The organism is Nannocystis bainbridge (assembly GCF_028368995.1).
GTDB lineage: Bacteria > Myxococcota_A > Polyangia > Nannocystales > Nannocystaceae > Nannocystis > Nannocystis bainbridge.
The window spans coordinates 2,020,003-2,032,623 of record NZ_JAQNDL010000001.1 but is presented as its reverse complement, the minus strand read 5'-3'; the positions used below and the strand labels follow the sequence as shown (position 1 = coordinate 2,032,623).

The 12,621-nt window shown below is 70.9% G+C and carries 10 protein-coding genes; 6 read left to right on the top strand and 4 right to left on the bottom strand.

Annotation, left to right across the window (positions count from 1 at the left end; all coding sequences use genetic code 11):
• Positions 1-31 precede the first annotated feature (31 nt).
• The gene (locus tag POL25_RS07890) at positions 32-1,891 is read right to left on the bottom strand and encodes a flavin monoamine oxidase family protein (protein WP_272085298.1); all 1,860 of its coding nucleotides are present in this window, start codon (positions 1,889-1,891) and stop codon (positions 32-34) included.
• 394 nt (positions 1,892-2,285) lie between these two features.
• On the opposite strand from POL25_RS07890, the gene POL25_RS07885 reads away from it, so the two are divergent.
• The gene (locus POL25_RS07885; RefSeq protein ID WP_272085297.1) at positions 2,286-3,653 is read left to right on the top strand and encodes a pectin acetylesterase-family hydrolase; all 1,368 of its coding nucleotides are present in this window, start codon (positions 2,286-2,288) and stop codon (positions 3,651-3,653) included.
• A 98-nt stretch (positions 3,654-3,751) separates the two neighbouring features.
• Here the strand turns inward: POL25_RS07885 and POL25_RS07880 are convergent, their stop codons facing one another.
• Positions 3,752-5,182, bottom strand: coding sequence for a hypothetical protein (locus tag POL25_RS07880; protein ID WP_272085296.1), 1,431 nt, complete (start codon positions 5,180-5,182; stop codon positions 3,752-3,754).
• 459 nt (positions 5,183-5,641) lie between these two features.
• Between POL25_RS07880 and POL25_RS07875 the strand changes: the two genes are divergently transcribed.
• The 4 genes from POL25_RS07875 to POL25_RS07860 all read left to right on the top strand — a co-directional run bounded on the left by POL25_RS07875 (position 5,642) and on the right by POL25_RS07860 (position 8,655).
• Positions 5,642-6,592, top strand: coding sequence for a hypothetical protein (locus POL25_RS07875; protein ID WP_272085295.1), 951 nt, complete (start codon positions 5,642-5,644; stop codon positions 6,590-6,592).
• Positions 6,593-6,916: 324 nt separating this feature from the next.
• Positions 6,917-7,693, top strand: a complete 777-nt coding sequence (locus tag POL25_RS07870; RefSeq protein ID WP_272085294.1) for a nuclease A inhibitor family protein — start codon at positions 6,917-6,919, stop codon at positions 7,691-7,693.
• A gap of 105 nt (positions 7,694-7,798) precedes the next feature.
• Positions 7,799-8,143 carry an ArsR/SmtB family transcription factor gene (locus POL25_RS07865; RefSeq protein WP_272085293.1) on the top strand — a complete coding sequence of 115 codons (345 nt, stop codon included), beginning with the start codon at positions 7,799-7,801 and terminating at the stop codon, positions 8,141-8,143.
• A complete protein-coding gene (locus POL25_RS07860; protein ID WP_272085292.1) occupies positions 8,140-8,655 on the top strand; it encodes an SRPBCC family protein in 516 nt (171 codons plus the stop codon). Before POL25_RS07865 ends, POL25_RS07860 begins: the two co-directional genes overlap by 4 nt.
• Positions 8,656-8,757: 102 nt before the next feature.
• Here POL25_RS07860 and POL25_RS07855 read toward each other — a convergent pair whose 3' ends face one another.
• Entirely contained in the window at positions 8,758-9,192 is a 435-nt protein-coding gene (locus tag POL25_RS07855; RefSeq protein ID WP_272085291.1) for a hypothetical protein, read from the bottom strand.
• Positions 9,193-9,216: 24 nt separating this feature from the next.
• Between POL25_RS07855 and POL25_RS07850 the strand changes: the two genes are divergently transcribed.
• Positions 9,217-10,887, top strand: a complete 1,671-nt coding sequence (locus POL25_RS07850; protein ID WP_272085290.1) for a hypothetical protein — start codon at positions 9,217-9,219, stop codon at positions 10,885-10,887.
• 49 nt (positions 10,888-10,936) lie between these two features.
• On the opposite strand, the gene POL25_RS07845 is transcribed toward POL25_RS07850, so the two are convergent.
• The gene (locus POL25_RS07845) at positions 10,937-12,613 is read right to left on the bottom strand and encodes an Aq_1262 family (lipo)protein (RefSeq protein ID WP_272085289.1); all 1,677 of its coding nucleotides are present in this window, start codon (positions 12,611-12,613) and stop codon (positions 10,937-10,939) included.
• Positions 12,614-12,621 lie beyond the last annotated feature (8 nt).

The following is a 12,621-nucleotide window of genomic DNA, read 5'->3' as shown; positions in this document are numbered from 1 at the left end:
CTGGAGAGGGGACGTCGGCACTCCGGCGCAATCAGCGGCGATGGACCTCGAGCGCCGCGCGCACGGCGGACTCGAGCGCGCCCTCGACCCAGGCGTGTTTGAGCGAGGTGTGCTCGCCGGCGAAATGCAGCGGACCCTCGACGCTGAGGGTGTGGAGGTGCAGCTCGATCAGCTGGCCGGGCAGGAACACGGCGGCCTCGCCGAAGGCGTAGCTGTCGTTCATCCAGCTATGGGTCTGGCCGCGGCCGGTATAAAAGGCCTCGATGCGGTCGCCGTGCACGTCCTGCAGGCCGCGCAAGGCGAACCCGTAGCGGTCGTCGTCGGCCATGGAGTCCCAGCGGGCGGCGTCGTCGGCCCAGGTGTACGAGGCGAGCACGACCCCGCCCGGGCTGCCGGCGACGGCGTGCGACGGATAATAGATGTTGCGATTGGGATTGTCGGTGACCGAGCCGCCGCCGAACACGCGGGTGACGGGCTCCTCGCCGTATTGGGCGTACAGGCCGGGCGCGATCGCGTCGAGCTCGTGCTGCCAATCCGCCTCGGTGAACTCCCACCAGCGGCGGCGAAACTCGAGCAAGATCTTGGTGGCGGCGTCGTAGTGCATCTCGATGATCGCGCGGCGCTTGCCGTACGACAGCATGGGCTCGAACTCGACGTGGCGCAGGCTCGAGAAGGGGATCGTGACGATCGCCAGGTCGGCGGTGTATTCGGGCCCGGGGGCGTCGCTCTCGTCGATGGTCTCGACGCGGACCGCGGGCCCGTGCTGGCCGTCGCCGGTGACGATCCGGACGACCCGGCGGTCGAGCTCGATGTGCGGGTGCAGCCCCGGCTCGAACGCGTAGGGCAGGCGCCACAGGCCGCCGTCGACCTCCCAGTAGCGCGCGCCGGGGGCGATGTCGCTGCGACCGATGAAGGTGTGCATGAACGACAGCGGCAGGCGCGAGGTGGCGTTCTCGACGGTGCCGATGGCGTCGACGGTGGCCTCTTCGAGCAGGGCGTACTCGGTGAGGTAACGATTCATCGAGAAGCCGTCGAAATCGTAGATCGCGCGGGCCCAGCCGTCGATCCAGGCGGCGGTCGGCTTGTTCTCGCGGGTGCCGTCGGGCAGCAGGTCGGAGTAGTAGTCGCGCACCGGGTCGAGCGCGTCGTTGAAGATGGTGGCGGTGGTGCGATCGACGTCGGCCCCGGACATGCCAAAGCCCTCGTTGACGAGCGCGGGGTCGGCGGCGTACTCGTCGCGGCGCACGAGCAAGCCGTTGACGGCGATCCAGGTGCGCAGGGCCTGATCGGGCGGGACAAAGCCGGGCAGCGGCGCGCCGTTTTGCCAGGTGGCGCCAGTGAAGGACACGTAGCGGACCGGCGGGACGGCGGTGGCGGCGGGCGCGACGACGTCGACGTTGTAGAACAGCCGCCGCGAGAGGCCGAGCTTGTCGACGAGGGCGAGCGCCAGCGGGTGAAACTCGGGGAGCCGCATGGCCCCGGCCTCGGCGTACAGCGCGGGGTCGGCGAACGGCGCCGGCTGCTGCGGGTCGCCCTTGCGGAAGGTCTTGATCCGGCCGCCGATCCGCCGGGGGTTGGCCTCGAGGATGGTGACGTGGTGGCCGGCTTGCTTGAGCAGGTGCGCGGCGGTGAGGCCGGCGATGCCGGCGCCGAGGATCAGGACCTTCTTGGGGGCGTTCGTCGGCGGCAGGCCATCGTCGATCAGAATTTTTAGATATTCGAGCTTGAGATCCTGACCGTCGGGGCCGATGAGCAGCAGGTCGCGGGCGATCTGCTTGGCCTTGTGCCAGCGATCGCCGTCGAGCTGCGAATCGCCGCCGCGGTCGAAATCGCAGGCGAACCCGAGCGCCAACCACCCACCGAGCTTGCCGAACTGTCTGCGCCCGAGCATCGCCTTCGCCTCCCCAGTCTGCTGTGCATAACCGGGCGGTCGGGCCGCACCTGTGCGGCGGAACAACGGGCCGACGCAGGGTGGCAGGGGGCTGCGAGGACGCGCCGGCGCGACGGGCACTGTCATCACGACGGCGGCGAGGACCGGTGGCGCCGAGGGAGGATGGCGCGAGCGGGGCGGGCGAGGCGCTCGAGTGCGTGGTCACGCGAGCGGCGCTGCGGCGCGGGAGCCGGTGGAGAATCAGATGTCCCTCGGGACATGTGCAAGGATCGCCGCATTGCTCGGCGGCCGACATTTGCAGAGGGTTGGGGGCGACGCTCCTCCTTGCATTCTCGCGGGCGTGGGACGATCGTCGGGTGTGCTCGGCGATATCACTGCCGCAGGAGGGTTGTTCATGAGGAAGACAGTGCTTTCATCCTCGCTCGCGCGGGTCGTGTGCGGCGCGGGCATCCTGGTCGGCTGCGGCGAGGCGGCGGAGTCGTCGGGTCAGGGCGCGTCGGACTCGGAGGCGTCCGGCAGCGAGACCGACGGGACGACGGCGGGCACGTCGAGCAGCGGAGCGCCGACCGAGGCCGCCACGACGCAGCCGGACAGCGGCAGCGGCTCACACGGAGAGGACTCGAGCTCGAGCGGATCGAGCACGACCGGCGAGCCGCCGGCGCCGGGTTGCGGCGACGGTCACGTCGACCCCGGCGAGGCGTGCGACGACGGCGACGATGACCCGTTCGACGGCTGCCTGGCCGACTGCACGGCGGTCGAACCCATCGACGCGCCGCCGCTGCAATGGAAATACTTCGAGGTGCCGGGCACGATGTGCATGAACGGCGCGACCGCGGGCTTCGGCGCCAGCCTGAACCCGGCGTCGAAGAACGTGATGATCTACCTCGAGGGCGGCGGGGCCTGCTTCAACGACGTGTGCGACTTCTCGGCGTTCAACATCCCGTTCATCCCGCCGCCGGACGGGATCTTCAATCGCAACAATCCGGGCAACCCGGTCAAGGATTGGAGCATGATCTACGTGCCGTACTGCACCGGCGACATTCACGGGGGCGACCGTGACACGCTGCTCGGCGGGCAGGTCCGCCACTTCCGCGGCTACGCCAACATCACGAAGTACCTGCAGCAGTGGGTGCCGACGTTCGTGGGCGCGGAGAGGGTGCTGCTGACGGGCATCAGCGCGGGCGGGTTCGGGGCGGGGCTCAACGCGGCGCAGGTGGCCGAGGCGTTCGGGCCGGGGCCGCAGATGATCGTGATCGACGATTCGGGCCCGCCGGTGTCCAACTCGGTGATCCCGCCGTGCCTGCAGCGGACGTTCCGCGAGGTGTGGGGGCTCGACGAGACGATCCTGGCGGCGTGCGGGCCGGACTGCACCGACCCCGACGATTTCGCCACGGAGATCCTGGCCCACACGCTGAGCGCGTACCCGGAGATCCGCTTCGGGCTGTTCTCGAACACGGCGGACGCGGTCATCCGGGCGTTTATGGCGTTCGGCTGGGGCAACGGTCAGCACGATACGTGCGACGGGCTGCCGCTGATCGTGCCGGCCGATGTCTACGAGGACGGGCTGCTGTCGCTGCGCGCCGACCACGAGGAGGCGGCGGCGACCTACTACATCGGCCAGGGACAGGTGCTCTACAACTTCGGTCAGGGCCACACGGCCCTGCGCTCGCCGTCGTTCTGGACGACGGCGGTGGACGGGGTCCAGCTGTCGGAGTGGGTCGGGATGGTGATCGCGGGCGAGGTGAAGCACGTCGGCCCGTGAGGCTGACTGTTCGGGCATGTCCCGAAGGTCATGCCCGAACTACGTCACCTCGCTCGCTCACCGGGCCCCGCCGGCGCGGCCGGGGCCCGCGCCGCAGGTCACGTCGAGAACATGCGCACGAACGTCATGAAGATGTCGTAATCGCCGTTGTACGTCGCGTCGTGGATCGTGCCCGGCGAGGTCGAGGCGTTGATGCCGGTGTTGCTGGTCGACAGCGTGGCCCCGACGCCGACGAGCGAGTCGTAGCGGCGGTCGACCGCGAGCACCGACTCGTCGGTCCCGTCGCCGCCGTTGTACGAGCCCCAATCGATGCCGCCGTCGTCGAGGAAGGTGACGAACATGCCGTCCCAGCCCGCGCTGGAGTAGGTGTTGTCGAAGCCGCTCGAGAACAGCCCGGACGACGAAGTCGCGCCCGACACCTCGATGGTGTTCGAGGCGTAGACGCCGTCGAATTGCTCGAAGCCGGTGCCGCCGAAGTAGCGCCCCCACGTGAGGTCGCCGTCGACCTCGAACCGGGCCACGAACGCGTCGGTGGTGCCGCTGAGGCTCGTCGAGAGGCCGGAGTTGATCCCGCCGCTCGAGCCGGTGACGCCGACGAGGTACACGTGATCGTCGAGGCCCTCGACGTCGACCGCGACCCCGCGGGCCTGGTCGTCGCCGCTGCCGCCGTAGTAGGTGGCCCACTCGAGGTCGCCCAGCGAGTCGTAGCGGACGAGGAAGCCGTCCTGCCCGCCGCCGTGGCTGTCGGCGTGGATCCCGTCGAGCTCGTTGTTGGCCGAGGTCGAGTAGCCGGCGACGTAGACCGCGTCGTCCGAGCCGACGGCGCAGTCGAGCGCCCGCGTCTGGCCGCCCGAACCGCCGTAGTAGGTGCCCCACAGCAGCGTCCCCGTGTCGCCGTCGAACTTGGCGACGAAGGCGTCGACCGAGCCGTCGAGATCGTCGTCCCACGGGGTGAAGCCGAGCATGCCGGTGAACAGATCGTCGGAGGTGGTGGTGCCGACGATGTAGACATCGCCCTCCGAATCGATGCACGTGGCGAACGCCTCCTCGTGCTCGTCGCCGCCGAAGTAGGTGCCCCACATCCGCCAGCCGTTGTTGCGGAACCTGACGAGCATCGCGTCGCCGTCGCCGTCGAGGGCGGTCTGGTGGGTCCCGGCGGAGGCGATGGCGTTGCCGGTGTTCGGCGAGCGGGTGCCGCCGGCGGCGAAGAAGACGCCGTCGTCCTCGTCGAACACGACGTCGTGGAACACGTCGTCGCCAGCGCCGCCGTAGTAGCGGCCCCAGATCTGCTGGCCGATCGAGTCGAACATGGTGATGAAGGCGTCGTGGCTGGAGATGTAGGCATCACCCTGCTCGGTCACGGCGGCGATGCCGGTCTCGGAGGCGGTGTCACCGACACACACGACGTTGAATTCGTCGTCGATGACGACGCCCCGGCCGGCCTCGAACTCGGAACCACCATCGTAGGTGCCCCAGAGCCGGGTGGGGTCGGCGTGCGCCGCGGGCACGAGGGCGGCGAACGTGGCCACGAAGGCGCTCGACGCGATGAGAGAGCGGAGGCTATAATTTCTGATTTGCGAAGACATGGATCGACAGTACTCCCTTTTGAGCCGAGTTCGGGGAGTCGTCGCATTCGGGCCGGGCCCGAGCGCGGCGACGGCCGCGGGCTCGGTCGCGCTTTCAGCAAGCGACACGCCGCGGCGAAACCCCTGCGATGTCGACACGAGGGCGCCACGAAGCGAGCGCGGAAGGAGCCGGCCCCATGGGGCGACCGCATGGGGTGGCCCATGGGGCGAGCACCCTCGGGGCGCGGCGGCTCGATCTCTCGGCGAGTTCAACCTGGCGGTGAGTGATTCCATTCGCGCGATTGGCAGCAGGACCCAAATATTGACCTGTACTTCAGGACAGGCGTATGGCCGCCCGGCGGGCGCGCAGGGGTCTGGAGGCTGGGACGGCGGCGTGGTAGGTTGCGCGCCGATGGAGGCAGGATGCCCGCAGCGCTGGTAGTCCCCGGGCTCGTGGCCATCGATCCGTGGCGGTGGGACGGCCAGGGACCGGCCGAGATCGTGCTCGGGCCGCTGGCGGGCAAGGCGACGCGCTTCGAGCTGGCGGACACCAAGGGCGAGCGATGGCTGGTGCCGCGCGCGGTGGCGGTGCGCCGCGGGCTGCGGTTGCCCGAGCAGCATCCGGCGCTCGCGGAGTGTCCGCGGCTGCGCGCCCGACTGGCGGAGGCGGCCCTGGTGGTGGTCGACGAGGCCGGACGGCGCGCGGGGGCGACCGCGGAGGCGGCGATCTACCTCGCGTATCACCGCGGAGTCGGCGGGGGCAGCCTCGAGGTCGATACGAACGGCGAGACGCGCGGCTTCGAGGCCGACAACGCGGGGCTGTTCCGCCAGGTGGTCGGCGCGAGCGACGACGAGGACGCGGCGTGGCGCTGCTCGGTCGACGTGGTGTACGACCGCGTGCTGCAGGCGCTGACCGGCGGGGCGCTGTCGCTGTTCGACGTCGAGCTGGCGGAGCTGGCGGCCCGGCTGTCGCCGGCGCAGTTCGCCGACTTCGAGGCCGAGCTGGCGGAGATCGATGCGCTCGCGGCCGAGCGACGCGCGCTGGCGGAGTCGCTGGTGGCGGCGCTGGCGACCGCGACGGGTGAGACGGTCGAGCTGCCCGGCGGCCATGCGGCGCTTCGGATCGAGGAGCCGGCCTTCACGCTGCGCTCGGGCGGCGACGTGACGGTGCGCGGAGGACCGATCGTGGTGCCGGCCGCGAGGCGGTGGCGCGTCGCGGAGGTGCAGGCTTTTTTGCCGCCGGGCCGCGCGGCGCGGCGCCAGCGAGCGATCACCCGTCAGCAGGCCGAGGCGCGGCGGACGAGGGCCGGGCCGTGGTTGCTCGGCGGAGCGGGGCTGGTGGCGCTGGCGATCGCCGCGCTCGCGCGCTGCTGAGGCGCCGGCGATCGCCGGGCGGTGCCGAGGGACATGTCCGAACGGTCAGCTTGCGGCGTGCCCGGATAGGGTGTCTGAAAGGACATGTAATCTGGCCGAAGAGACAGGCAGTTCCGGGGACTCCGAACGCGGGCGGGCGCGGAGGTGTCGGCGCGCGAGGGATCGCGGCGTGGACGCGTGGGGCGTGGCCCGACCCGAGGTCCATGCGCGATCTGCAACGGACCCGCGGTTCGGCTCCTGGACGCCTCCTGCGGGGCCTGCGAGGGCTGCGGGCGGGCGGTGATTTCGCTTGGCCGGGGGGCGCAGCCGGGGCACACTCGCGCGGTGACACGCATCGCCAAGTCCGAGGTCAATGCAGCGTTCGAGTGGGCGGCCGCCCAGATCATTGAAGCGGGCGGCCGCGACAAGATCACCAGCCGCGCGGAGATCCGGCGCAAGATCGCCGAGCTCACCGGAGCCGAGCGCGATCTCGTCGATTTCTTCTACCGCTTCATCGTCCGCCAGGACGGCAACCCGAGCGAGCGGGTCGACCGCGGCGACATCGAGAAGGCGCTGGTCGTGGCCCGCGAGCAGCTGGTGGCCGCGTTCGACACCAACGACAACGGCCTGTCCGCCGCCGAGGTCGCGACCATGCCCCCGCTCGGGCGGCTCGCCGTCAAGGTCGCGCGCCACCGCCAGCGCGGCGGCGAGGAGCTGGCCAACCACTTCGAGTCGCTGGCCTACAACCTCGTGTTCGACGACTACGGCACCGAGCTGACGAACGAGCAGTTCCTGAGCTTCCACGCGCCGGCGCAGCTCGAGAGCCTGACGGCGCAGAGCTTCGTGGCCACGCTCGGGCTCAAGCTCGACGACCCGAAGGACCAGATCGCCCGCATCGAGTCGGCGGCCGATTTCTTCCGCCGCCTGGTCGACCACCACACGCCCGGCCAGACCGCGCAGGCCGTGGCGCTGGCGCAGTCGATGCAGTCGTCGCTGGCCGACCTGCAGGTGTACATCGTCGGCGCCGACCCCGAGGGCGGGCCGGTCCACCCGGTGTTCATCGTCGGCGTGGCGCCCGACGGCAGCCTCGCCGGCCTGCGCGCGCGCGTCCGCTGGAGCTGAGCCCAGGGCCGCGCCAGGGCCCCTTCTTCCGCCGCCTCGACCGCCCGGTCGGGGCGGCGGCGCTTTCGGGCTTGACATATTCCGATATGGGAATATGATATCGAAGTGGCTCGAACGCCCACGACCACCGACGTTTTCAACGCCGTCGCCGAGGCGAGCCGACGCGACCTCCTCGATGCCCTGGGCAGCGGGGAGGCGACGGTCGGCGAGCTCGCGGAGCGGCTGGGCCTCAGTCAACCGACGGTGTCCAAGCACCTCGGCGTGCTGCGGGCGGTCGGTGTCGTGCACGTGCGAGTCGACGGGAAGCACCGCTGGTACCGCCTGAACGGTCCGGCGCTGAAGCCCATCCACGAGTGGGTCCGCCGCTTCGAGCGGACCTGGAACACCCGCCTCGATCGGCTCGACGATCTCCTCGCCGAGCTCCAATCCCAGGAGAAGAAGCAGTCATGACAAGCCCCAAGAATGTCCCCAATCGCCATGGTTCGGCCGTCGTCACCCTGCCGTCCGACACCGAGATCCTCATCACCCGCGTGTTCGATTACCCGGCCGAGCTGATCTTCAAGGCCTGCACGACGCCGGCGCTGATCAAGCGCTGGTGGGGCTTCGAGACGGGGGAGTGGCTGGTCTGCGAGGTCGACCTGCGCGAGGGCGGGCGCTGGCGCTACGTGGTCCGTGAGCAGGACATGGAGGTCGGCTTCCACGGCGAATATCGCCAGATCGATCGGCCGCACCGGGTGGTGTCGACGGAGGTGTTCGAGGGCTTCCCCGACGGAGAGGCGCTCAACACGATGACGCTGGAGGAGGTCGACGGGGTGACGACGATGCGCACGCTGGTCAAGCACTCGTGCCAGGAGCACCGCGACGGGCACATCAACTCGGGGATGGAGAGCGGGATGCAGGTGTCGTACGACCGGATGGAAGCGGTGGTCGCCGGGCTGCGCGAAGCGCCGGCGGCGGCGTGAGGCGCGGCCGGCACGAGGCCAGAGTGTGGTGATTCGCGAGGGTCATGCGATTGGCACGACCCGCGGTGCGTGCCGCGGTGCTGGCGATCGCGGGCAGCGCGATCAATACACGCAGCCGCTGGTGGTGGCGACGGCGTAGACACAGCCCTTGCGCTGCCACGGCTCCAGCGACAGCGGGATCGGCCCACACAGCAGGCGCAGGGCCGGCGGGCCTTCGGCGTCGCAGACCTGGGTGACCGCGAGGCTGGCGATCCGCTCGCGGTCGCACGGGTCGCAGTCCTCGCCGTCGACCCAGATCAGCGCGCTGGTGTACCAGCCGTCGAGCAGCTCGTCCGGCGGCGGGTCCTCGCAGTACCAGCGCAGCGTCTGGGCCCAAGGCGGCGCGTTCGCGGCGATGTCGTCGAGGGGGATCTCGACGACATCGTCGAGCGGGCGTGCGGGCGGCAAGCACGTCGCTCCGTCCGTGGGCTCGTGACAGGCGACCAGGCCGAGGCCGAGCGCGAGGGCGCACCGGTGGCGAGCGGGCTTGGAGCGCATCGGCGCCCAAGGTAACGTGGCCCGGTGATCGGGTTCAAGGACGCAGGCGCGGCGGCGAGGGTCCTGATGTCCGCGAGCCTCGCTGTCTCGCTCGCGTGCGCCGACGAGGCGGCGGCGGTGGGTGCCTGTCGGGTCCAGGAAGACTGTACCGAGAGACAGCGCTGCGTGTTTTTGGGCGCGGACGAGCGCGACGGGACCTGCGTCCAGGCGACCTCGACGCCGGGATTCCCGGGTCCCGGTCCGTTCCCGATCGACGTCGAGTTTCATGACGAGCTCGACGTGCTGTTCATCGTCGACGACAGCCCGGCGATCGCGCCGCGGCTGGCGCAGCTGGCGGGGGCGATGGCGCCGCTCGTGGAGGTGCTGCGCGCGGTCAGGCCGGCGCCGTCGCTGCGGTTCGCGGTCACGACCACCGACGCCGGCAATCCGCAGTGCGCGACGACGGCCGAGCGCGGGGCGCTGCGCATGGAGAGCTGTCGCGCGCGGCTGGGCGAGTTCGTGGCCGAGGGGATCGATGCGCGGACGGCGTGCACGGCGGGGTGCTCGCTCGATTCGCTGACGCTGAGGCCGACGCCCGGGCGCGAGGGCGAGGTCGCAGTACGGCCTTGGCTCGAGGTGGCGCCGAGTGGCGACAACCTGCCAGACGGAGTCGAGCTGGCGGAGGCGCTGCGCTGCGCGGTGCCGCAAGGCGTGGCGGGCTGCGAGTTCACGAGCCCGCTCGCCAGCCTCGAGCAGGTCATCACGCGCTCGGAGGACGCGGGCGATCCGGCGTACGGCTTCCTGCGCGAGACCGCCGACCTGCTGGTGATCGTGATCAGCGCGGGCAACGACTGTTCGGTCGCGCCCGGGCACGAGGCGATCTTCGGCGACAACGAGGTCTTCTGGGGCGACCTGCAGCCGCCGGATCTGTCGCCCGCGATCTGCTGGCGCGCTGGCGCCGTCTGCGGCGGCCCCGGGCCGGTCTACGACAATTGCTCGCCGGTCGATCGCGGCGACGATGGCGAGCGGACCAGCGCCGACGCGGCGGTGCTGACTCCGACGCGGCACTTCGCCGACCTGCTGACGCGGCAGTATTTGCTCCGCAATTCGATCGCGATCGGCGCGGAGGTGCGGCTGTGGACCGTCGGCGGGGTCCCGCCCGACTACGCCGAGGGGCAGGCGATCACGTACGCGGACGCCGACGACCCGGCGTTCCAGACCCAGCACGGGATCGGGCCGGCCTGCAGCGGCGATGCGATGGCCGCGCCGCCGGCGGTGCGGCTCTTGGCGGCGAGCCGCGAGTTCGGGCTGAATGCTGCGTCGATCTGCGAGGACGATTGGTCGGACGCGTTCGCGCAGGCCGCCACGGTGGCGAGCGCCAACCTCGGGTCGCAATGCTTCCGATACTGTGTGCGCGACGCCGATCCGGATACGCCGGAGATCGACGCGGTCTGCGACTTCTCGCTGTACCAGCTGGGCGAAGGATCGACCCCGGTGCCGACGTGCGTGCGCCAGGATGGCGAATGGGTCAGCCAGGGCGGCTCGCCGCGCTGCATCATCGTCCACACCGGTCCGGACATCAGCCCGCGCTGCGCCGCAAAGGGCTCCAACGCGGAGTTCGAGCTGCGGTCGACCGAGGCGGAGCCACCGGGCTCGTGGTATTTGGCGAGCTGCTGGCAGGCGTGGAATCCGACCGCGGACTGCCCGGATCTTTAATAGTCTTTCGAGACATGTCTGCATGGACATGTCTTGAAGAGCACGTCGCTCACGGCGTCGCGGGCCAGGCGAGCTGGAGGCGGGCGTCGAGCCAGCGGGTCTCGGCGGCGGCCAGCTCGGTGGTCTTGCTGCCGATCTCGCGGTGGACGTTGGCGGCGGGGGCGAGGGTGGCGTCGCGGCCGCGGGTGAACGACTGCTCGCGCACGATCAGCAGGTAGGCCTTGTCGAGCGCGAGGGCGCGGGCGCGCGAGGGGGCGAGCAGCCAGGCGAGGTCGCGGTCGCCTCCGGGGGCGGCGCGGCGGACCTCGGCCTCGTCGAGGGCGCCGCCGGGGAAGAAGCGCGCCAGCATCTCGTCGTTGGCCCGCAGCTCGTCGCCGCCGCCGACGCGGCGCATGTACGTGAGGTACTCGGGCTCGGCGTGGCCGGCGGCCGGCACGTCGCTCGTGCCGCGCAGGTCCTGGTACTTCCAGCCGGACGCGCCCGGGAGCTTGCGCGGGAACGAGAAGGTCTGGTCGACGGTGATGCCGATGCCGTTGTGACAGCCCATGCAGAAGCGGTGCTCCTCGGCGGTCTGGAGGCGCAGGCGGCCCCGCTCGTCCTCGATGAAGCCCTGCAGCTGCCAGCCGAAATCGCCGAGCAGGCCGACCTCGGGCGAGCCGCGCCAGCGCGGCAGCTGACCCTCCTGGCGGCTGTCGAACTCCTCTTCGTAGGCGCGCTGGGTGGCCCAGCGATCGAGCTCGTCGACCTTCTTCGCGTAGCGCAGCTCCTTCATGCGCGCGGCGAGCAGGCCGGGCGCGTCGGGGTCGAGGTAGCGCACGCTGTGCAAGAACTCGGTGCCCTCGGGGTAGACGCCGCGGCGCACCGGGCGCCGCGCGGCGCCGCCGAAGTAATGGGTGGGCAGGCCGCGCAGGACGGTGGCGGTGGCGAGCCGACCGTCGCGGTCGAGGTCGACGCCGACGCTGCGCTCGTCGAGCGGCTCGGTCGGCCAGGCGAACCCGGCGGGCGGCTTGGCCGGGCCGGCGACGGCGGCCTCGAGCACGGCGAGGTTGATCTTGTAGATGGCCTCGGAGACATGTCCTTCGGGACATGTCCGAAAAGTCTCGGGCAGGCGGACGAAGGCGTCGCCGGTGCTGCCATTGGTCGGCCAGAAGGCGCCGACGAACGGCTTGTAGGCGTAGGTCCGCCACATGCTGCCGTCGCGCGCCAGGCCGTCAGGGCCGAAGCCGGCGGCGAGGTCGAGGTCGGGGGCGTAACCGGGGAAGTCGGGCCGATCGCGCAGGGCGGCGCGCAGCGGGCCGTAGTTGTCCTCGCGCACGTGGCGGAGGATGTCGTCGTCGGCGATGGCGGCGATCGCCGGGCGCCGATCGACGAAGAGGTTGGTCCAGTGATTGAGGCGACCCTCGTCCGAGAAGGCGTACTCCTGCTGGAGGTGCCAGTCGTTCATGCCGTTCGGATCTTGCGAGGCAGTATGACAGGCAAAGCAAGGGTTCGAGGTCGCGCCGGTCCGCGTGTAACACTGCGGGGGGATCGAGGCCTCGAGGTTGTCGACGCGCGAGCCGGCGGCGCGCGCGACGGCCAGCGGGTCGTACGACGGGTCTGGGACATGCGCGGGCGCTGCCGCGGCCTCGGAGCTCGCGCGCGCGGGCAGCCACCACTGCACGGCGACGAGGCCGAGCAGGGCGAGGGCAGAGGCGAGGTGAAAGCCGGGGCGGTGCGAGCGGAGCATGTCCTGGA